Consider the following 21,196-nt stretch of genomic DNA (forward strand, 5'->3'; position numbering starts at 1 on the left):
GTCGATGGCGATGGCCGGGGGGCTCATCGCGTCACCCCCGGGGCATCCGCGCTGTCACCGGCCGTCCCCACCACTCGGCCCTGGCGATCCACCGCGACCACCTCCAGCGTGGTATCGGGCAGCTGATAGCTGCGCGCCTGCTCCAGGGCCAGCGCCGCGATGCGGTCCCCCAGTGCCACGCCGGCCTCCTGACAGACGGCGAGGGCCTCGATGCTGGTGTTGCAGCCGCGGATCCGCCGCGCCAGCGCGGCATCCGCCCCGGCGGCCTCGGCGGTGGCGGCGATGAAATCCAGATCGATCGCGCTGCTGCGGCTGTGGGTATCCGGGTGCCCGGCGGCGAACTTGCCCAGCTTGGCGAAGCCCGCCACCAGCGCGACGCGCGGCAGCGGCTGGCGCCGCAGGTATTTGAGCGCCGCGCCGAAGAAATCGCCCATCTCCACCAGGCCCATCTCGTCCAGCCCGTAGCGCTCGCTCGCGGTGCGTTCGCTGGTGCCGCCGGTGCAGCAGGCGACCTGCGGCAGGCCGTTGGCCCGCGCCACGTCGATGGCCTGGTGGATGGAGGCGATGTAGGCGGAACAGGAGAAGGGCCGCACGATGCCGGTGGTGCCGAGGATGGAGATGCCGCCGAGGATGCCGAGGCGCGGATTCATGGTGCGCCGGGCGATGCGTTCGCCGCCATCCACGCCGAGCGTGACCCGGAAGCCGCCCGCATGGCCCAGCTCGCGGGCCAGGCGTTCGAGGTGGTCGCTGATCATCCGCCGCGGCACCGGGTTGATCGCCGGTTCCCCCGGCGACAGCACCAGCCCGGTGCGGGTCACCGTGCCCACGCCGGGCCCGGCGACGAAGGTCACCCCCGCGGCCGGCCGCGGCTCCACCCGCGCGCGGATCCGGGCGCCGTGGGTGGCATCGGGATCGTCGCCGGCGTCCTTGATGACCGCCGCCTCGGCACCGCCCGGAACCCGCTCCAGCGACGCCAGCGCCAGGCTGACCACCTGGCCGCGCGGCAGCACCACCTCGGCCGCCGCACTCCGCTCGCCGGCCAGCGCCAGCCGCGCCGCGCCCAGGGCCGCCGCGGTTGCGCTGGTGCCGGTGGTCAGGCCGGTGCGCAGCGGTGCGGTGCCGTCACGGCTCTCCGCGCGCATCGCTCCGGGTTGCGCGCCCGGCTCGGGTACGGGTTCAACCATGGATCCCGTCAACCGCGCCGAGGTCCATCGCGGGCGCCCCGGAAGCATCGCCGGTCAGCCGGGCACGTTCGCCCACCACGTCGCCCACGATCAGCAGACTGGGCGACTCCAGCGCCAGCGCCGCGGTGCGCCCGGGCAGGTCCCCCAGGGTGCCGGCGACCACGCGCTGCCCCGGCCGGGTCCCGTGCTCGATGATGGCAGCGGGCCGCGTGGCCGGGGCGCCGGCGGCGACCAGCCCGGCACAGATCTCCGCCAGCGGGTTCAGCCCCATGTAGATCACCACTGTCTGTCGCGGGGCGGCCAGCGCCTCCCAGTCCAGCTCGGTACTGCCGTTGCGCCGGTGCGCGGTCACGAACTGGCAGCGATGGGCATGATCGCGGTGGGTCAGCGGGATGCCGGCGAACGCCGCGCAGCCGCCGGCCGCGCTGATGCCGGGGATGACCCGCACCGGGATACCGGCCGCCGCCAGCGCCGCCGCCTCCTCGCCACCACGGCCGAAGACATACGGATCCCCGCCCTTCAGCCGCACCACGTAACGCCCCTCGCGGGCGCGTTCGATCATCAGCGCGTTCAGCTCCTCCTGGCGCAGGCTGTGGTTGGAGCGCGCCTTGCCCACGTAGCAGCGTTCGGCCTGCGGACTGGCCATCGCGAGGATCGCCTCGGGGATCAGGCGGTCGTGCAGCAATACCTCGGCATCGCGCAGCGCCGCGGCCGCGTCCAGCGTCAGCAGCCCGGGATCACCCGGCCCGGCGCCGACCAGATCCACGCGGCCGGCGGCCGGCGTGCTGCCCGTGAACGCCCGACTCATGACGCGAACAGGGCCACGGCCGCCTCCGGATTGGAGGGGAACCAGGCGTGCAGATAGGTTGCGGTCAGCCGGCCATCGCGGTAGACCGCCTCGCCGGTGGAACCGGCGCCGCGGGCACGGGTGCAGTGCGCGAGAGGTTCCACCCCGACCTCGGCCCGGGTGTGGTGGAAGGTGTGGCCGCGCAGCTCGCCCTCCGACAGCGGCGCCGCCTGCAGCCCGAGGCCCTGCAGCTTGTCCTCCAGACGCGCATGCCCCGGCAGCAGACCGGCCATGGGCGCGGCATGGCCGTCGCGGTCCGCCAGCTCTTCCAGCAGGTAGAGGAAGCCGCCGCACTCGGCCAGGATCGGCCGGCCGGCCCCGTGATGCGCGGCCAGGTCCGCCTTCAGGCCGGTGTTGGCCGCCAGTGCCTCCAGGTGCAGTTCGGGATAGCCGCCCGGCAGCCACACCGCATCCACCTCGGGCAGGCGATCGCCGGCCACCGGGGAGAAGAACTCCAGCCGCGCGCCCTGTGCGCGCAGGAACTCGAGGTTGCCCGGATAGGTGAAGGCGAACGCCGCGTCGCGGGCGATGCCGATGCGCAGCCCGTCCAGCCGCGGGGCCCGTTCGGCCCCGGGTTGCGAGTCGGGCTCCGCACCCGCGTCCGCTTCGGGGGCGAACGCCACCGGCGCCGGCAGCTCGGTCACCCCGGCCTCGGCGATCGCCTGCGCGGCGGCCTCCAGACGGGCGTCCAGGTCCGCGACCTCGCCGGCCTGCACCAGCCCGAGGTGGCGGTCGGGCACGCTCAGGGCCTCGTTGCGCTGGATCGCGCCAAAGAAATGCACGCCGTCCGGGGTCGCATCGCGCAGCATGCGCCCGTGTCCCGGGCTGCCGGTGCGGTTGGCGATCACCCCGGCCAGTGGCATCTCCGGGCGCCAGGTCGCCAGCCCGTGCACGATGGCGCCGAAGGTCTGGGCCATGCCGCCGGCATCCACCAGCGCCAGCACCGGCAGGCCGAAGGCCACCGCCAGATCGGCACCCGAAGGGTCGCCGTCGAACAGGCCCATGGAGCCCTCGACCAGGATCAGGTCCGCATCCTGTGCGGCGGCATGCAGCTTCGCCCGGCAGGCCGCCTCGCCCACCATCCACAGATGCAGCGGATCCACCGGATGCCCGGAGGCCTGCTCCAGGATCATCGGATCGAGGAAATCCGGGCCGGTCTTGAACACCCGCACCCGGCGCCCCTGGTTGCGATGGTAACGCGCGATCGCGGCGGTAACCGTGGTCTTGCCCTGCCCCGAGGCCGGCGCCGCCACGAACGCCGCCGGACAGCTCACCGGGGCACTCATGCCGACACCTCCAACTGCAGGCCGGCCGCCTGCCGACCCCGGTGCCCGTCCGGCCAAAGACCGCGCGCGGTCAGGCCTCGCCCGCGGGGGACTCCGGCGGTGCGTCCTCGAAGATGCGCCCGCCTTCCAGTGTCAGGCCGACGCTGCGCAGCTCCACGGCATCCCCCGTGGCATCGCGCCCCGTGGCATCGCACGCTTCGTGGGTGTACAGCACCCAGTGCCCCTCCGGGTCGCGCCGGTAGAGCTCCACCGCGCCGCTGGCCGGGTCGATCATCAGGTATTCCTGCAGCGAGGCCAGGGAACGGTAGGCGGCGAACTTCGCCCCGCGGTCGAAGGCCTCGGTCGACGGCGACAGGACCTCCACCACCAGCAGCGGGGCCTGCTTGTACTGCTCGCGCCCCCGGTCCTGAGGATCGCAGGTGACCATCACGTCCGGATAGAAGAAGGCATCGGCCGCTTCCACCCGCAGCCTCATGTCCGCGATGAAGGTCCGGCAGGGTCCGCCGCGCAGGTGTTCGCGCAGGGCTGAAGCCACATTGAGCGAGATCGTCACGTGCCGATCCGAGGCCCCGCCCATCGCAAAGACCTCGCCGGCCACGAACTCGTGCTTCTCCGGCTGTTCGGCCTCCCACGCCAGAAAGGCGTCGGCATCCATATGTGCGGGTTGCGGGTTGCCCATGCTGGAGTCTCCGGTTCGGGCCGTCGTCCCCCTGATAGTAGCGCAGCGCCATGGCTGCCCGCAGCGTCCGCCGTGTCACAGCTCGATGCCCTTCTGCGCCTTGATGCCGGCCTGGAAGGCGTGCTTGACGACCTGCAGTTCGGTCACCGTGTCGGCGGCGTCGATCAGGGCCTGCGGGGCCGCGCGGCCAGTGGTGATCACGTGCTGCATCTCGGGGCGCGCGGTAAGGTCCCGCACCACCTCGTCGACATCCAGATAGCCGTACTTCAGCGCGATGTGCAGCTCGTCCAGCAGCACCAGGTCGATGGCCGGATCGGTCAGCATGTCGCGGGCGTGGGCCCAGGCCTCGCGCGCGGCCTCGCCATCCTTGTCGCGGTCCTGGGTCTCCCAGGTATAGCCCTCGCCCATCACGTGGTACTGCACGTTGTCCTGGCGCTTGAAGAAGGCCTCCTCGCCGGTGGCAAAACGGCCCTTGATGAACTGCACGATGCCCACCTGCATGTCGTGGCCCAGCGCGCGCGCCGCCATGCCGAAGCCGGAGGAGCTCTTGCCCTTGCCGTTGCCGGTCAGCACCAGGAACACACCGCGTTCCTCCTGCGCCTCGGCGATCTTGCGGTCCACCACTTCCTTCTTGCGCGCCATGCGCTCGGCGTGGCGGCGCGCGCGTTCGTCCTGTTCACTCATGGTCCTGTTCCTCGATTCGGTTTGCGGCCATCGGGCGGCCGGCTCGGGTGTGCTCAGTCGCCACCCTCGATCAGCAGCATGCGGCCGGTCTCCGGGTCACGGTAGACCTGGCCCATGGATTCGAAACCGGAGCCGGCCTCGCCGGCGCCGTCGGGCAGTTCGGGAACCTCCTCGCCGGCCTCGACCTCCACGCCACCGGCTTCCTGCTGTTCCAGCCCGTCGTCGGCGGCCACCAGGGCCACGATCAGGCCGACCGCGAACACCAGCATGATGTCCGCAAGGTTGGCCAGCGGCCCCATGGGTTCCTCGTCCGGGGCGTCGAACCGGCTGGCACGGTAGTGCGGGACCCTCATGCCGCCTCCATGCGTTCCATCGCGCCGTCATACCAGCGCCGGCGCAGGCGGCCGAGCAGGAAACCGAGGATACCGATCAGCAGCCCCAGGACCGTGGTGTTGAAGGCCACGGTCACCGCCTGCGCCAGTACGTCGAGTTCGCCCCGGCCCATGGCCGCCAGCCCCGGTCCCAGCGGGATCAGCGTCCCCATCAGCCCCAGCATCGGGCCGATGCGTGCCAGCAGGTCGGCACGGTCGATGCGCCGCCGCGCCAGGAACGCCAGCCGCTCGGCATTGCCGCTGACCTCCAGGCGCCGCACCCCGCCGGTGCGCTCGCCCACGGCCTGTCCCAGCTCCCAGACGGCCACCGCGACCAGCACCAGCAGGCCGATGATCACCGGCTCCAGCAGCCAGCTCACCACCGTGTCCATCATTTGCATCGTGATCGAGAACGACATTCGCGTTACCTCATCAATTTTTGTTCAGCGCTTTCTTAACGGCGCCGGCCGGCGACGATGCCCCCGAGCAGCAGCACGAACAGGGCCCCGGAGACCAGCCAGGGGATCCACGGCATGGCGCGCGCCTCACCCGATTCGCGGCCGTCCTCGACCTCCGCCGCCTCGACCTCGGCCGGCTCCGGGGCCTCCTGCATCTCGCGGGCATCCGGCTGTTCCAGCGGCTGGATCTCGGCCATGCGCGCCGGGTCGGTCTCGGCGGGCTCGCGTTCGATCTGCGCGGCCTCGCGCACGGCGTCGAAGGCCTCGGCCAGTTCCGCGTCGTCCAGGCGTTCAGCGACTTCATCGAGCACGGGGTGATCCGGCCGCGTGTGGCCGCTGCCGGGCAGACCGTGCTCGGCCACCAGTTCGGCGAAGTCCTCGGACAGCGCCTGCAGGACCTCGGGATCGGCGTCCCAGAACTCGCGGCTCGCGGCCACCAGCAGCGTGGCCTGCATGTGCGTCTTCACGTGCACCTTGTGGCCGTCTTCCAGGAACTCGTCGAGCCCCAGGTCGTGCCGGTCCTGCAGGTAGACGTCGTGCACGTGGTCCCAGGCTTCGGAGCCGATCACGTGGGGACTGGTCACCTGCCAGCCCCACAGGTTGTTGACGAAATCGGCGGTGAAGGTCCGCGCCCCCGCATAGCCGTGGTCCATCAGCGGCTCGATCCACTGCGGGTTCAGGTTCTGCCCGTGCAGCTCGGTCATCAGCGCACGCTGCAGGCTCTCCACGCGCGGGTTGTCGGGGTCGGCATGCTGCAGGATGCGATTGTCCGGCGGGGTTCCGCGGGCGTGTTCCACCGCGGCCGACAGACCGCCCTGGAAGTCGAAGCCGTCGTCGTTGTCCAGCAGGCCGTAGAGATGGCTGGCGCGTCCCAGATAGGTGCGGCCCACGCCTTCCAGGCGCGCATCGAAGGCCTCGTGAGCGGGCTCGCCGCGGGTCCCGGCGCCATACGCATGCCCCATGCGCCGGGCATAGGCGTCGGCCAGCTCGGCACGATCCTCCCAGGCCCCGGAGCGGTCGGCCAGACGGTTCACCCCGGCGCCATAGGCCCCCGGCGCGGTGCCGAACACCCGCAGCGCCGCCTGGCGGCCGGCCTCGACCGCCTCCACGCCATCGGATTTCAGCGCCCGGGTATCGGCTACCCACTGGCTCGCCACGTCGTTGCTCTCCAGCGGCTCCCGGCCCGGATCCCTCAGGTCCTCGCCCAGGGGCTTCAGGGCCTCGTCCAGCGCCTCGTCCAGATGGGGGTATTCGGCGCGGATGGTCTTCGACGAGCCGTCCAGCGCCAGGCGCGCGGCCTGGTCCAGCCAGACCAGCTGATCCTCGTACAGGTCGCGGAACAGGCCCGAGGTGGTGAACAGGGCATCCCGCCGACGCTCACGATCGGCCTCGTCGAGATCCATCAGCTTCAGGCCCTCGACGATCCCGCGGCTGTTCCACTCGGGCTTGACCCCCAGCATGTCGAGTCCGAACGCCACCATCACGCCTTCGTCGCGCACGGTGTCGGAGGCCCACAGCACCACGGCCTCGCTGCCTTCGGCCTCGGGGTCGCCCTGCTCGCGGGCATCCGCGGCCAGGTCCTGGCCCAGGCTCCAGGCGATGCGAGTGGGCACCAGATCGGAGGACAGGGCGTGGAAATTGCGCCCGGTGGGCAGGACATCCGGGGTGCGCACCGGATCGTTGCCGCGGCTCGGCGGCACGAAACGGCCCTCAAGCCCCGCCAGCAGGTTCGCTCCCTCATTGGCGGGCGAACCCTCCAGGGCCTCGCGCATCGCCGCGTCCGGCTCCGCGTCGCCGGCCATCGAGTCGAGCATGGTGTCCACGGCCTCGCCATCCCAGTCGCGGGCCAGCACATGCAGCCCGAGGGGCATGTGCTCCTCCTGCATGTCGGTCACCCAGTGGCCCACGTCGTGGACCAGAAGCTCTTCGTCGAGATCGGCCAGACCGGCCTCGTGGTCCTCTTCATGACCATTCCCGGCCCCGTGTTCGTGCGCGTGCTCATGCTCGTGCGCGTGTTTCCCGTCATATCCCTCGGCATGATCCTCGTGCCGATCGTGCTCGTGCTCGTGCTCGTGCTCCCGATCGTGTTCCTTGCCCCTTTCACCCGAGTGGTCATGGTTGTGGTGGTCATCACCCTCGTGAGCATGTTCCTCGTCATGACCGTGGTCGTGGTCATGGGCGTCCATCGCCTCCTCGATGGTCTCGCTCAGACCAAGCTCCTCGATTCGGGCCAGCAGCGTCTCCGCGGCCCGGGCCTGAGTCGGCGAATTCGGGTCGGTGCTCGCCTCATAGCTTTCGACCAGCTGGCGCAGTTCCAGCAGGTCGTCGTAGAGCTCGGTGGTCGCCAGCGCCGGCGTCAGATGGCTGATGATCACGCCCTGGGCGCGACGCTTGGCCTGGATGCCCTCGCCCACGCCATCGACGATGTAGGGATACAGCACCGGCAACGGGCCGCCGAGGAGTTCCGGATAGTCGTCCGGGGCCAGCCCGGCGCGGCGCCGCGGCAGGAATTCACGGGTGGAGTGGCGCCCCATGTAGACCAGCGCATCCGCCTCGAAATGGTCGCGCAGCCAGTGGTAGAAGCCCACGTACTGATGGGTGGGCGGGAACGTGGTGTTGGCGTGCAGCAGACGCTCGCTGACCTCCCAGCCCCGCGGCGGCTGCGGGCCGATGAACACGTTGCCGTATGCGATCCCGGGGAAATGCATCGCCCCGTCGTGGATCATGGCCTCGCCCGGGGGTTCGCCCCAGCCGCTCAGGCCCGGGATGCCGGTGCGCGTGAGGGCGTCGCGCAGGGATTCCGCCCGGGCCAGATCGCCACCGCCGTCCAGCAGCGCCTCCCACTCGCGCTCCAGCTGGTCGATCAGTGACTGCGCACGCTCCTGTGCGTCGTGCGAGTGGTTCTGCACCATGTGGCGCAGGTCGCCGATGCCGTTCTCCAGCGCGCGCTCGGCGGCGTCGGTCGCGCCCAGTTCGCGGGCCTTGAGCAGCCGCTCGTGCAGATAGCCCACCGGACCGTGCACCAGTTCGGCCTGTACGGTCTCCGGCAGGGTCTCGAAGTAAGACCGATAGGTCTCCGCATCCAGGCTGGCCACGCGGCCGGCGATGTCGGCGGCCGCGTCGGCATGCTCGGGCAGGTTGACGCCGCGGTCCTGGATATCATCCAGCAGGGCCTCGGCATCTTCCGGGTGATCCCCGGTGTCGTAGCCCGCGTCGCGCAGCAGATCCAGGGTCTCCAGCAGCGATTCGGGGACGTCCAGCTTGTCGGCGCCGATGTTGTGGCGCCCCGGCGGATGGTTGTAGTAGACGATGGCCACGCGCTTGTCGGCATTGGAGCGCTCGCGCAGGCGCTGCCAGCGGGCCATGCGTTCGGCCACCGCGTCGACCCGTTCCCTGATCGGCTCGGAGAGCATCAGGCGCACGCCGGTGCGGTCGTCGATCTCGGGTTCGCCGGCGGCGGCCAGCACCGTGGGCTGGCTCACGCCCTGCAGTTCGGGCATGGCCACCTGATAGTGGACGCTGTCCCGGGGGATGCCGTCATGCGCGACCCGCCATTCATCCTCGCTGCGCGAGGCCAGGCGCAGCCCCTTGACCACGGGCACGTCCAGCTCGCCCAGCGCCCCGGCAACCGCCTCGCGGTTACCGCCGCCCCCGATCACGAAGTCCTGCAGGGAAACGATACCGGCGAGATCGGCGGGTGCGGCCGACTGCGCCAGGTCCTCCACCGCCTGACGGCTGGCGCCGCCCCAGCGCGCCAGCACGCCGAAGCACTGCAGATCGCGCGATTCCAGCGCGTCGCAGGCGGCGTCCAGCAGCGCACGGTCCCCCGGCCGGTCGCCGGTGTCCAGGTCCAGCAGGGCGACCGCCGGGCGTTCATCCAGCTCCATTGCGGCGGCGTCATTTACCGCGCGGCCGTCGTGGTAGAAACGGATGGTCTCGCGCGGATCCGGCCGCGGCACGTCGATGTCGTGGCCGGCCTCGGCGGCCAGCCAGCGCATCAGGCCCTCCATGCTCTCCGGCGTACGCCCCTGGTAATACGCCCGGCCGGTGAGCCAGCCGGCCTGTTCGGGGAACGCCTGCCGCTGCTCCCGCAGGTGTTCGTGCGGATCCTCGTCGGCATCCGGATTGGCCGCGAGCTCGGTCCGTTCGTCGTCTTCCAGACCGGCCAGCGGCTGCTCGCCGTCCAGGCGCGACAGGGACGTCAGCTCCCGGTCGCTGTTGATCGCCAGCAACGGCACTTCGGCATCCGGGCCGCGCTCGCGCAGCAGCCGCGTCAGCCGGCCGACCTCGTCGCCCAGCACCGCCGCCACCAGCACGGCATCCGCGTCCTGCCACAACGCGATGACTTCGGAGTCATCCTTGTCGGCCAGCTGCTCCGGCGTACGCAGGCGCACGTCGGATTCGGGGAAGGCCTCGAGGAAACGATGCGCCCCGGCCGTGACCTCGGCGGCGGAGCGATCGGAGACGATGCCGAGGATATGCGGCGAAGGGTTCGTGTCCGCCGCCGGCACCCCCGGCAGCAGCAGCGCCAGCAACAGGGGGGAGCGTTTTTTCCATGTACTCATCTTCAACACCTGAATACGTGCAGACACGCCCCGCCCGAAGCCTCGAGGCATCCGGCGGGGTGTGGGAGAAAGGGGATACCGGCCGCGTCTTGCAGCATCGCTGCGGCACCGGCATGGATCGGGGAGGCGACTCGCCGCTGAGGCAAGCCCGGCCGGTTCAGCCGCCGGAGGCCTCGCGCCGCGCGGCGGGCTGCCACAGGACCTCGGAACCGTTCTCGTGCCGCGCCAGCAACCGGCACAGCACGAACAGCAGATCCGACAGGCGATTGAGGTAGGCCAGCGAGCTCGGCCGCAGCGCCTCGTGGTGATTGACCGCGACCAGCCGCCGCTCGGCGCGGCGGCAGACGGTGCGGGCAATATGGCAATCCGCGGTGGCCGGGCCGCCGCCCGGGAGGATGAACTCCTCCAGCGGCGGCAGATCGGCGTTGAAGCTCTCGAGCTCGACGTCGAGGCGCTCCACGGAGGCCTCCGGCAGCGCCTGATGCCCCGGCACCGCCAGCTCCGCGCCCAGATCAAACAGCTCATGCTGGATCAGCGACAGCGAACGCCGCACGTCCTCGGGCAGGTCGTGGACCAGCACCCGGCCGACCACGCTGTTCAGCTCGTCTACGTCGCCGAAGGCCTCGACCCGGTGGCTGTCCTTGTCCACGCGCGAGCCGTCACCGAGGCCGGTGCGGCCCTCGTCGCCGGTGCGCGTCACGATCCTCGACAGTCGATTGCCCATGCCTTACCTCTGCTGCTGATAACGCAGTTTCACGAACGCTGCGCGGCCGGGGTTATTGAAACCACCCTGGGTCTCGTAATCCCGGTCGAAAAGATTGGTCAGGGAGCCTTCGACCGTCCATTCGGGGTCGAGGGCATACGCCGCGCGCAGGTTCATGGTGCCGTAGCCCGAAAGCCGCTCGTCGTTACTGGCGTCGTCGTAAGTGCGACCCCGGGCAAGGACCGTACCGCCCACGGACAAATCGCCGATCCGGCGATCCAGATCGAAGCGGGCCGAGACTGGCGCCCGGCGCTCCAGCTCATTCCCCGTGTCACGGTCCTCGGCGTCCAGCAGGGTCAACGACACCCGCGAATTCCACGGACCAAGATCGTGCCCACCCTCAATTTCCAGTCCGCGAATCCGCGCGTTTTCGACATTGCGCGGCTCATAGACATCACTAAAAGGATTGCCGTCATCACAATTAGCCACACAGCGGTTCACAATAAGGTCATCAACCCTGGTTTCGAACACCGCCACATCCACATAGGCAAGGCTGGCTGAATACCTCCCGCCCAGTTCAAATGTTTGCGATTCTTCCGGGGCAAGGTCCGGATTACCTCGGAACCACCCCTGATCGGGCCAGTAAAGGTCATTGAAGGTCGGCGCCTTGAAGGCGGTGCCATAGCTGGCGCGCAGCCGCAGAGCGTCGGTAGCCTGCATGCCCCAGGCGACCTGACCGGTGGTCTTGTCACCGAACTGCTCGTTGTCGTCGTAGCGCAGCGAGCCTTCCAGATCATGGTTGCCGAGCTCGGTGCGCACGACCGAATAGACGCCTACGTTGTAGCGCGAATCCTCATCAAAATCTTCGTTACTATCGACCCGATCTTCGTAGGCATCCACCCCGGCGATCAGGTCGGTGCGTTCACCCAGGCGGACATCGTTACGCCAGGTCAGCTGATCCCGCCGGGTGTCGAAACGGGAGTCGGCAACCCCGTTTTCGAAATTTTCGTTTTCGTCACGGCTTTGAGCATAGGCAAGCTCCGTATCCCATTGCTCCAGGACCGGGAAACGGACTCCGGCCTGCACTGCCCCGTGAACAAAATCCGTCTCATCCGTACTGAAAGTGTCGACTTCAGTGTTACCTTCGGAATACAAGACATTGCCGAAGAGTTCGATCCCGTTGTCGAGGCGGTGAGCAACCTTGCCGGCCAGCGAGGTGTTGTCATAGCCGTCGGGATCGTCATCACCCATGTCATCCTGGACATTGATGCCTTCGGTGTCGTACATGCTCACGGACAGGCTGTAATCGGTGCGCCCGGTGCCGCCGGCCACGCCGAGCCCGGCCTCCCAGGTACTGAAGCTGCCGGCGCCGAGGAAGGCATTGACCCGCGGCGGACCTTCGCGGCCCGCGCGGCTGAAGACCTGGGTCACCCCGCCGATGGCATCGGAGCCGTAGATGGAGGTGCGCGGCCCGCGCACGATCTCCACGCGTTCGATCTCCTCGGGCGGCAGGAACTGCCAGCTGGCACCGCCGGTGGTGGCCGACCCCATGCGCACGCCGTCGATCAGCATCAGGTGGTGATCGGATTCGGTGCCACGCAGGCGCACGCTGGACTGCTTGCCGAACGGACCGGCGCTGGAGACCGAGACCCCGGCGCGTCCCTCCACCAGATCGGTGAACTGGCGCGGCTGCAGGCGTTCGATCTCTTCGCGGTCGATCACGGTCACCGAGGCCAGGGCCTCGTCGACGGTCCGGCTGAGGCGGGTCGCGGTGACCTGAACGGGTTCCAGGGTCGCGGCATCGGAGTCGGTGCCCGGCGCTTCGTCGGCCACGGCCGGGGACACGGCTGCAACGATGGCTGCGGAAAGGATGCTGCGTTTCATGTCTTCGGATCTCCCGGCGAGCCGCCCGCACGCCGCTGGTTCACGGGGATCGCGCCGGCGCGAGGGATGAAGACGAGGAACGCATTCCCGGCGGGAAACGGGTACGGGGACCCGTGGCGGGAACGGTCATCCGTCTCGCACGCCCTCCGCGTGCCGCACGACCATTCCCCGGCCGGTCTCCGGGCTGACGAGCGGGACATTCCCGGCGGGCGGCGCCTTCCCGTGTCCATGACACAGTGGCATTCGGCCGCCAGCCTCGAGGATCCACTGCCGAAGGACTCCGGAATGGATCCGCGCTCGATCACCGTTGCGGGGGCAGCGCCGGACTCGCGCGTGAGCGCTCACCGGACTTCCCGTTTAACCCGGCGGCGAAACCGCCAGGGCACCGAGGAACGGGGCGCAGGGTACATGAGCCCCCCCTGATTTTCCACCCGTGCTCTCCGGCCGACCGCGCGGCGTTCAGTTCTGCCGCGCCTCCTCGGCCTGGCGATAGCGGGCGCCACGACGCAGAAGGCGGCCCCATTCCTTGTCCTGGAGCATGGCGTCGAACTCGGGCGAGCGCTCGGCCCGCAGGGCCACGGGATGGTGGGATTCATCTCCGGTGTTCTGCGCCAGCATCGCCAGTCGCTCCGGGTTGGCCCCGTACTGACGCTGGAGGAATTCGCGCAGGCCCTCGGTCAGCGGGAGGTGATAGACCCGGGTCAGGCGCAGGGCCAGCCACTCGGCCGTCCGGCCGAGGTCCTGGCGCACCATGCGCACCATGGCCGATCCCAGCCCGGCCTTGGCGTCGGCACTCATGCCCACATACAGGCCGCCAAGATAGGCCGCCGGACTGGAATAGATCGCACGCTGGATACTCGGGTTGGTCAGATCCACCAGCGGGTCCAGCAACAGCGCCAGCTGGATCCCGATGCGCTTGGCGGTCTCGTTGTCGAGCGGTTTCTTGCCGAAATAGATGAAATCACCCTCGCGCCGGATCTGCAGCTCCTCGAGGTATTCGCACAGCCCGTCGGCCAGCTTGATCTTCTGGTTGTCATCCAGCTCGATCAGCTCCTCGGACACGCGGATGCGCCGCGCCGAACGCATTTCCCAGCGCCGCCCCCCCTTGCGGTCGCGTTCGCGGCGGCGCAGGGCTCCCCAGCGCTCCGCCGCGTCGCCATAGCGGCTCTGCGCCTGCATCAACCGGTTGCGCGCCTCGCGCAGCTCGTCCACCTGCGCCATCGCGACCCCCAGGATACGGCCGTCCGCGGTGCGGACGTCCGGTTCGGCCGCCAGCATGGCATGCAGGCCTGCCAGCACCTGCTGGCCCAGCACCGGCAGCGGTTCGCGCAGATGCTGCTGGGTGATGCCGCTGGTCTCGCTGTGTGCCAGCAACATGGCCAGCGAACGCAGACGACTGATGACCCCGGCCTGAGCCACGCGGAAGCGATTGCCCTGGTATTCCAGTCGATCCAGGGCCCGACCCAACTGCCACGACCCGGACCATCCGAAGGTCAGGCGCTTGATCTGACGCCCGTTCATCAACTCGAAGGCCAGCACAAAGATCGCCTGCACGTCGTCCAGGCTGCAGCGGGACAGATCGTCGGCATCCGCCGCCGAGAACAGGCGCTCGAGGAACTGGTCGATGCGACGCACTCCCTCCTCGCGGGTGGGCGCAACCCCCTGCAGCCGGTCGCGCAGCAATTCCGCCAGCTCCGAATCCTCCGCATGCAGGCGCTCCAGCGCGGCCATGCGGGCATCGGCGGTGGCCTCCACCAGGTCCGCTACCCGCGCATGCAGCCCCAGGCGCCGGTAGATCTCGATCTGCTCGGCGGTGGAGGCCAGCGTCGGGTCGCCAGTCATCTCGCGCACCGCGACCGCCACCGCTTCCGGCGATACCTCGACCTCGTGCAGCAGCACCGCCGCCGACTGCCGCCGCCGCATGTCCGGCGTCATCTCGCCCATGGCCAGGTCGCGGGTCGCGAACAGCAGATCCGGCAGCAAATCGATCGTGTTGCGCAGCTGGACCTGCGAGCGCTCCTGCCGCCTTCCCCGCGTGGCATCGGCGACGAAGCGGGCGATCAGGCCGATCACCCCGAACAGCAGGGTATAGACCGCGAAGAAGACGAAATTCTGGGTGGGAGCCGCATGGCCGAACCCGAGGAAGTAGCCGCCCTGCATCGCGAGGAAGGTCACGGGGCCGGCCGCCCACAAAAGCTGCAGCAGGTTCAGCGACCACGGGACCTTGCGGGCACTGGTCGCCACCTCGGTGATGCGGCTGCGTCCCGCAGCCTCGATCAGGACCTGGTCCTGAGTCGACTCCTGCGGTTCCGGGGCGCCCGGGGCCTCGGATTTGCGTTGACGAAAAAGGCGGAACACCCCTACTCCCCGAACACCGGAAACCCCGGTCAGTGTAAAGCGCGCAAGCCCCGCGCGTCGCCGTCAGCGACGACGGGAATCCACACTGGACCCGTGCCGGAGCCCGGGGTTCACCGCGCGGAAGAAATCAGCTCGTCCGCCGGCGGCACCGAACGCATCCCGGGGTCTTCCCGCCCGCAGAGATAGTCGCGGGTGAGCGGAACGGCATCCTGCCGGCGCGCCATCTGGATATGGAACACCACCTGCTTCCACCAGCGGAAGGTGCCCTCGCAGCTCGCCAGATAGAACTCCCACATGCGGCAGAAGCGTTCGTCGAAACTGGCCGCCGCGTCTTCACGGACTGCCTGAAAGCGCCGGTACCATTCGGCCAGGGTTTCGGCATAGTGCAGCCGCCAGAATTCGATGTCGGTGGTGTACAGCGGCGTGGGCTCCAGCGCTTCCATCACCTCGGACAGGGCGGGGGTGTAACCGCCGGGGAAGATGTATTTCTTCAGCCAGGGGTTGGCCGTGGCCGGCGGCTCCTGGCGACCGATGGTGTGCAGCACCGCGATCCCCTCTGGCTTGAGCAGCTCGTTGACCCGGTGGAAAAAGGTGCCGTAGTTCGGCTGCCCCACGTGTTCGAACATGCCGACACTGACGATCCGGTCGTACTGATCCTCGTGCTCGCGGTAATCCTGATAGAGAAACCGCACTTTATGCTCCAGACCCCGGCGCTTCGCCTCGTCCTGCGCTACCCGCAGCTGCTCGCGCGACAGGGTGATGCCGTCGACCCGGACATCCGCGTGCTCGGCCAGATACATCGCCAGCCCGCCCCAGCCGCAGCCGATGTCCAGCACGCGCATGCCCGGCTCCAGGCACAGTTTCCGGCGCAGGACCTCGCACTTGGCCTGCTGCGCCTCCTCCAGGCTCATCCCCGGCTCGGCGAAATAGGCGCAGCTGTAGAACATCCCCTCGTCGAGGAAGCGCCGGAACAACCATTCGTCCACGTCGTAATGGTGAGAGATATTCTTGTAGCTGCGCGCCACACGATTGCCCTGCTCCATCAGGCCGCGCAGCGTGCGTGTGAGAAAGCCGACCCGTTTCTGGAACATCGGCGCAAAATTGCGCATGGTCATATCAAGAAAGGCCCGCAGCCCCTCCGGCCCAGGCGACCACAGCCCGTCCATGTAGGTCTCGCCCAGCTCGAAGCCGGGATCCCGCGCGATGCGCTTCAGGGCGCTGGCATCATGCAGCCGCATGACCACTTCCGGCTCGCCGCTGCCAAAACGCTGCTCGGTGCCATCCGGGCGACGCAGGGTCAGCGTCCCGTGGCGAACATGCTGTTCCAGCATCCGTTCAATCATTACTGAGTGCCCTCGATTCCCTGAAATCCGGCACGATTCCGTGTCCGGCTATTTTTATACTGAGTCTAACTCTCACCTCCGAGCCCGTCCAGTGGAGCCGGTCCGCACACCATCCGTTGTACCAACGCATCAAGCGTAGTGCATCCGGGGAACACCGCCACCGCGAGCGCCGGCGTAAAAACCCGCAGCGTCTTCCCACATTGCGGCAAAAGGGCTACCCTCCGGCCATGACCTTGCGCCCGACTCAAGCCTGCGATCAGTGCACCCTGCGCCAGTTGTGCCTGCCCATGGGGTTGCCCGACACCGAGCTATGGCAGCTCGACGAGATCGTGCAGCAGCGCCGGCCGATCGAGAAGGGCAGCACGCTGTTCTCCATGGGGTCGCCGTTTGAATATCTGTACGCCGTGCGCACCGGCACGATGAAGACGGTACTGATGGGAGACGACGGGACCGAACAGATCACCGGCTTTGCACTGGCCGGCGAGCTCCTGGGGCTGGACGCCATTCATCAGGGTTCCCATCCGGTCACCGCCATCGCCCTGGAGTCCACCAGCGTATGCGCGGTGCCCTGGTCGCTGGTGGAAGACCTCTCCGGCCGCCTGCCCACGTTCCGGCAGCACCTGATGGGGGTAATGAGCCGCGGCCTGGCCAGCGAGGAAAACCTGCACGCCCTGCTCGGCCAGCGCAGCGCGGAACAGCGCCTGGCCACCTTTCTGCTCTCGCTGTCCCAGCGCCACCACGCACGCGGGCTTGCGGCCGACCGCTTCATCCTGCCGATGTCGCGCGCGGACATCGCCAACCACCTGGGCCTGACCCAGGAAACCATCAGCCGGCTGTTCACGCAGATGCGGCGCCAGGGACTGATCGAGCTGCACACCCGCGACCTCTACATCCCCGACCTGGATGCCCTGCGCACCACGGCCGGCGTCAGCACCTCCGCCGCCAGCAGTGCCTGACACCCGGGCGACCGGGGATTTCTGGTCGTTCGCCGAGACCGCCTGGAACGATCCGGCGCTGCGCGAGCGGCTGATGGCCTGGCAGGATCACCATGGGGCTGACGTGATTCGGGTGCTGTTCGCCGCCTGGCACCCCGGTCCACTGGCCGCCGACGATCTCGATCGGCTGCACGCCCGGGCACGCGACTGGAGTACCCGCGCCACCCTCCGGATCCGGGCCCTGCGCCGACGCCTGCACACCCCCGAACGACATGCCCTGTACCGCGCCCTGCTGGAACTGGAATTGCGCGCGGAGCACCTGGGGGCGCTGCACCTGCTGCAGGAATGCCCGCCTCCGGCCGCCGCCGCAGCCCCGAACCGGCGCCCGCGCGCGGACACCATCGGGGAGCGCCTCGCCCGCCTCGAACCCGGACTCCCGCCGGACGAACGCACCCGCGGGGCGGCCGAACTCGCGGCGATCCCGGATCCGGACTGACCGGCCGCGCCGGTAAAACACCCCACGCCCGGGCCGCCCCCTGCACGCGGCCCGCGGTTCCGGCTATCCTGACAGGTTCCACTCAGCCAGACGGCAACCGAACATGTCCGACGCAATGCGCGACCAGCTCCTCAAGACCGGCCTGGTCGACGAAAAGCAGGTCAAGAAGGCCCGCAGCGAACAGCACAAGGGCAAAAAAAAGACCAAAAAGCCGAAGAAGGCGGCGCCACCCGCGGCCGAGCCCACGGCCGCCGAACAGCGTCAGGCGGAGCAGGCCGAGCGTTCACGACGCAAGAACGAGGAACGCCAGGCGCGCGCCGCGCGCAAGGCCCTGACGGCTCAACTGCGCGAGCTGGTCAACTCCAACCTGTACCCGGTGCCCAGCGGCAACGACGCCGAGGATTATCACTTCCAGCAGGGCGGGCGGATCCGCAGCCTGCCGGTCACGCCGGCCCTGCGTCGCCAGCTGGCCGACGGACGCGCCGCGATCGCCGGCCTGGACCACCGACCGGAGGCCGGTTTTCGCCTGGTGCCCCGCGAGACCGCGGATCGCATCCGCGAGCGCGACCCGCAGTGGCCGCTGGTCATCCCCGCCGAGGAGGCCGCGGACAGCGAACCGGCCGCCGACGACCCGTATGCGGATTACGTGGTGCCCGACGACCTGATGTGGTGAGACTCCGTCGCGTCAGTCGTCGTCGGTGCGCTTGACGTCGGCGGCCGGCATGCCCCGCTGCTGCGGGCGCCGCACGCCCTCGTTATCCGTTGGCTGCGGCTCCATCTGGCGCTCGCCGAGGGCCTGAGGCGGACCGTCCTCCGCCTGCGGTTCGCCGTCGCAACCGGCCAGCCACAGGCCGGCGGCCAGCAGCAGGGCCGGACTTATCTTCCGGATGTTCATGTCTTTCCAATCTCCTCCGAAGGCTTCGCCATCAGCGTGCCGGCGCAAGGGCGCGGCGCCAAGAACTCGGGTCGCAACCGGGGGCACGTCCGTTACGGGGTCACCCGGGTCCCGGCGGTACCGGCGAGGATGGCCGCGGCCGACCCCAGCGCCCCGATGCCCGCCATGCGGCCGCCCGCGGCCACCCGCCGCGCCGCATCCAGCTTGGGCCCCATGGACCCCGGCGGCCATTCGGCCGGATCAATGTCGCTGGCCTTCAGGCGGTCCAGCCGCCGGGCCCGGTCCGTGCCCCAGTCGGCATAGACCGCATCGACATCGGTGAGCATCAGCAGGGCATCGGCCTCCACCTCGGCGGTCAGCAGGGCCGCAGCAAGATCCTTGTCCACCACCGCCTCCACACCCGAGAGCCGGCCGTCGGCATCGCGCGCCACCGGCACCCCGCCGCCGCCGGCACACACCACCAGCGTCCCGCTGGCCGCCAGGGTCCGGATCGCGGGCACCCCCAGCAACGCGCGCGGCTCGGGCGAGCCCACCACCCGCCGCCAGGCCTTGCCGTCGCGGGCGATGCGCCAGCCACGCTCCTGCGCCAGACGCCGCGCGGCCTCCTCGGCGTAGGTCGGTCCGATGAACTTGCTCGGCTCGTCGAAGGCCGGGTCCCGCGGGTCGACCTCGGTCTGCGTCAGCAGGCTTGCCACGCGATCATGTCCCAGTGCGTTGTGCAGCTCCTGCGCGAGGATATAGCCGATCATCCCGTGGCTCTCCGCACCCACCACGTCCAGCGGCCAGGCGATGCGGTCGCATTCCGCCTGGTTCGCCAGCAACCCCACCTGCGGGCCGTTGCCGTGGGTCACGATCACCTCGTGCTCCGCCGCCAGGCCGGCGATGGTCGCGGCCGCGCGCCGCGCGTTGTGCCGCTGATTCGCGGCCGAGGGCGTCTCGCCCCGCTGCAGCAGGGCGTTGCCTCCCAGAGCGACCACGATGCGCATGCCTCTACCTCCCGTCAGCCGTCCGTGAGCATGAATGCCTGCTGCCAGACCTGCTCGATCCGTTCGAGTTCATGATCCTCGATCTCGCCGAACTGACCGCGCTTGTTCCGTGACAGCCGGCCCTCGTTCTGGTGGAGCAAACGCAGCAACAGATCCAGGCGCCGATCCGGGAGATCCACGATCTCGCGCACCGCGCGGCGTGCAGCGTCATGACCACGAAGGAAACGCAGTTCTTCCACCAGATCTTCCCGGACGGTGCGGGCCACCGTTTCCGCGAGGTATTCGGTCTGGGCCGTCAGATCGGGGTAGCGATAGTAACTGGCCACTTCTTCCGGATTCCGCAGCTCCAGCCGTCCTTCGGGATCCAGACGGTAGTCGATCCGCTCCTCCATCAGCGGCCGCGAGTAACGCTCCAGCACCGCGTCGTATTCGGTAATCCGACGCAGCATGGTGGCTGATACCGGAAGCATGAGATCGCCTTCCACGAATCCGTCGCGATGCAGCAGATCGTGGATCAGGAAGCGATGGAGCCGCCCGTTACCATCTTCGAACGGGTGAATGAAGACAAAGCCGAACCCCACGGCCGCGGCGCGAACCAGCGGCGAAAGTCCGTGACTCCGCGTAGCCACCGTCGCCAAGCCTTCCATCATCGAGGCCAGCCATCCGGGCGGGGGACATACGTAGTGCACACGCTGCGTGAAATCCGGCCGCTGCTCGCCCACGTAATTCTGGACAGAACGAAAACCGCTTTCCGCATAGCGCGGATCCACCACCAGATTCTGGCGCCGTGTCAGGCCGGCCTCGTCCAGCAGCTCCGCGAGCGGGACCCGCCCTGCTTCACGCAGCAATGCCACGAAGCGCTCGAGACGCCCGGAGACCGGTTCCGGCTCATGTTCGATCCCGTAGGTCGAACGCGTTTCCTTGAGGTAGAGATAGTCGTTGGCCCGGGCAAACAGTTCCGATGGAAATGCCCCGATCAATCCGGACAGCTCCTCGGTCAGCGGCTGGGCCAGGGCGTCTTCCAGCCGCTGCGTCCGACGAATGACCGGACAGAAATCACCATTGCCAAGAAGGTTGTCCCGGACCCGCCAGCGCCGGTCAAATTCCGGCTCCGCTGCGGTCAGGTAATGGTCGGGGTTCAGTGCGTCCACGTAGTTGCCGCCCGCTGTCCGCGAGACCGCGAGGCGCTCCCCGGTCAGGCGTTCGTAGAAGAACCCCATCAGCCGCCGATAACGCCCGGTGGGTTTTTCGCTTACCGCCGCCTCGATCGGTGCGGGGCCACAGGCACGGAACAGGTCCGCCAGAACCGCCAGATTCACGCCCTCGTGCTTCAGCGCGAATTCAAGCTGGTTCGCGAGCGCGTCACCGGCTGCGTACTGCGGCGGGTACTCATACTGGACCGTCCCGTCCTCCTGCCATGTCTCACGCAGGCGCGTGCCCAGACTCGAAGACACGGGCAGGGACGCGGACGGCAGTCCGAACGCACGAATCAGCCACCGATAACCCAATGGGCTCATACGCC

At 69.1% G+C, this 21,196-nt stretch carries 18 protein-coding genes and 1 riboswitch; of the genes, 3 read left to right on the forward strand and 15 right to left on the reverse strand.

The genetic code is table 11. The features are described 5' to 3' along the window. Positions 1 to 23: 23 nt before the first annotated feature. The 12 genes from B1A74_RS08160 to B1A74_RS08215 form a co-directional block, all read right to left on the reverse strand. Positions 24 to 1,142, reverse strand: coding sequence for a cobalt-precorrin-5B (C(1))-methyltransferase (locus B1A74_RS08160; RefSeq protein ID WP_077244331.1), 1,119 nt, complete (start codon positions 1,140 to 1,142; stop codon positions 24 to 26). Positions 1,143 to 1,176: 34 nt separating this feature from the next. After that, a complete protein-coding gene (cobA, locus tag B1A74_RS08165) occupies positions 1,177 to 1,992 on the reverse strand; it encodes a uroporphyrinogen-III C-methyltransferase (RefSeq protein ID WP_077244332.1) in 816 nt (271 codons plus the stop codon). Then, the gene (locus B1A74_RS08170; RefSeq protein WP_077244333.1) at positions 1,989 to 3,317 is read right to left on the reverse strand and encodes a cobyrinic acid a,c-diamide synthase CobB; all 1,329 of its coding nucleotides are present in this window, start codon (positions 3,315 to 3,317) and stop codon (positions 1,989 to 1,991) included. Before B1A74_RS08170 ends, cobA begins: the two co-directional genes overlap by 4 nt. Positions 3,318 to 3,387: 70 nt before the next feature. Further along, positions 3,388 to 3,996 (reverse strand): Uma2 family endonuclease, encoded by a 609-nt coding sequence (locus B1A74_RS08175; RefSeq protein ID WP_077244334.1) that lies wholly within the window; start codon positions 3,994 to 3,996, stop codon positions 3,388 to 3,390. Positions 3,997 to 4,071: 75 nt separating this feature from the next. Further along, positions 4,072 to 4,680 (reverse strand): cob(I)yrinic acid a,c-diamide adenosyltransferase, encoded by a 609-nt coding sequence (cobO, locus tag B1A74_RS08180; protein WP_024329024.1) that lies wholly within the window; start codon positions 4,678 to 4,680, stop codon positions 4,072 to 4,074. 53 nt (positions 4,681 to 4,733) lie between these two features. Continuing rightward, positions 4,734 to 5,033, reverse strand: a complete 300-nt coding sequence (locus B1A74_RS08185) for a DUF2149 domain-containing protein (RefSeq protein WP_018946961.1) — start codon at positions 5,031 to 5,033, stop codon at positions 4,734 to 4,736. Continuing rightward, the gene (locus B1A74_RS08190) at positions 5,030 to 5,470 is read right to left on the reverse strand and encodes a MotA/TolQ/ExbB proton channel family protein (RefSeq protein WP_018946960.1); all 441 of its coding nucleotides are present in this window, start codon (positions 5,468 to 5,470) and stop codon (positions 5,030 to 5,032) included. Before B1A74_RS08190 ends, B1A74_RS08185 begins: the two co-directional genes overlap by 4 nt. A gap of 35 nt (positions 5,471 to 5,505) precedes the next feature. Continuing rightward, positions 5,506 to 10,044: a cobaltochelatase subunit CobN gene (locus B1A74_RS08195; protein ID WP_077244335.1), complete on the reverse strand. Its 4,539-nt coding sequence runs from the start codon at positions 10,042 to 10,044 to the stop codon at positions 5,506 to 5,508. Positions 10,045 to 10,231: 187 nt separating this feature from the next. Next, positions 10,232 to 10,798 carry a cob(I)yrinic acid a,c-diamide adenosyltransferase gene (locus tag B1A74_RS08200; protein ID WP_077244336.1) on the reverse strand — a complete coding sequence of 189 codons (567 nt, stop codon included), beginning with the start codon at positions 10,796 to 10,798 and terminating at the stop codon, positions 10,232 to 10,234. Positions 10,799 to 10,801: 3 nt separating this feature from the next. After that, positions 10,802 to 12,661: a TonB-dependent receptor domain-containing protein gene (locus tag B1A74_RS08205; RefSeq protein ID WP_077244337.1), complete on the reverse strand. Its 1,860-nt coding sequence runs from the start codon at positions 12,659 to 12,661 to the stop codon at positions 10,802 to 10,804. A 153-nt stretch (positions 12,662 to 12,814) separates the two neighbouring features. Beyond that, positions 12,815 to 13,066, reverse strand: a riboswitch (cobalamin riboswitch). A 54-nt stretch (positions 13,067 to 13,120) separates the two neighbouring features. Then, entirely contained in the window at positions 13,121 to 15,019 is a 1,899-nt protein-coding gene (locus tag B1A74_RS08210) for a hypothetical protein (RefSeq protein ID WP_077244338.1), read from the reverse strand. 110 nt (positions 15,020 to 15,129) lie between these two features. Beyond that, positions 15,130 to 16,362 (reverse strand): SAM-dependent methyltransferase, encoded by a 1,233-nt coding sequence (locus B1A74_RS08215; RefSeq protein WP_077244339.1) that lies wholly within the window; start codon positions 16,360 to 16,362, stop codon positions 15,130 to 15,132. 227 nt (positions 16,363 to 16,589) lie between these two features. Between B1A74_RS08215 and fnr the strand changes: the two genes are divergently transcribed. The 3 genes from fnr to B1A74_RS08230 all read left to right on the forward strand — a co-directional run bounded on the left by fnr (position 16,590) and on the right by B1A74_RS08230 (position 18,466). After that, positions 16,590 to 17,318: a fumarate/nitrate reduction transcriptional regulator Fnr gene (gene fnr, locus B1A74_RS08220; protein ID WP_077244340.1), complete on the forward strand. Its 729-nt coding sequence runs from the start codon at positions 16,590 to 16,592 to the stop codon at positions 17,316 to 17,318. Next, a complete protein-coding gene (locus B1A74_RS08225; protein WP_077244341.1) occupies positions 17,311 to 17,793 on the forward strand; it encodes a DUF2390 domain-containing protein in 483 nt (160 codons plus the stop codon). The genes fnr and B1A74_RS08225 overlap by 8 nt, the downstream gene beginning before the upstream one ends. Before the next feature lie 103 nt (positions 17,794 to 17,896). Then, complete coding sequence (locus B1A74_RS08230; RefSeq protein ID WP_167769406.1) at positions 17,897 to 18,466, forward strand: DUF2058 domain-containing protein; 570 nt, start codon at positions 17,897 to 17,899, stop codon at positions 18,464 to 18,466. A 12-nt stretch (positions 18,467 to 18,478) separates the two neighbouring features. Here B1A74_RS08230 and B1A74_RS08235 read toward each other — a convergent pair whose 3' ends face one another. The 3 genes from B1A74_RS08235 to B1A74_RS08245 form a co-directional block, all read right to left on the reverse strand. Next, positions 18,479 to 18,688 carry a hypothetical protein gene (locus B1A74_RS08235; protein WP_077244343.1) on the reverse strand — a complete coding sequence of 70 codons (210 nt, stop codon included), beginning with the start codon at positions 18,686 to 18,688 and terminating at the stop codon, positions 18,479 to 18,481. Between the two features lie 92 nt (positions 18,689 to 18,780). Next, a complete protein-coding gene (locus tag B1A74_RS08240; protein ID WP_077244344.1) occupies positions 18,781 to 19,674 on the reverse strand; it encodes a carbamate kinase in 894 nt (297 codons plus the stop codon). 14 nt (positions 19,675 to 19,688) lie between these two features. Beyond that, positions 19,689 to 21,191 carry a Fic family protein gene (locus tag B1A74_RS08245; protein ID WP_244269199.1) on the reverse strand — a complete coding sequence of 501 codons (1,503 nt, stop codon included), beginning with the start codon at positions 21,189 to 21,191 and terminating at the stop codon, positions 19,689 to 19,691. Between the last annotated feature and the right edge of the window lie 5 nt (positions 21,192 to 21,196).

It is taken from the genome of Thioalkalivibrio halophilus (assembly GCF_001995255.1).
In the GTDB taxonomy this organism is placed as follows: Bacteria; Pseudomonadota; Gammaproteobacteria; order Ectothiorhodospirales; family Ectothiorhodospiraceae; genus Thioalkalivibrio; species Thioalkalivibrio halophilus.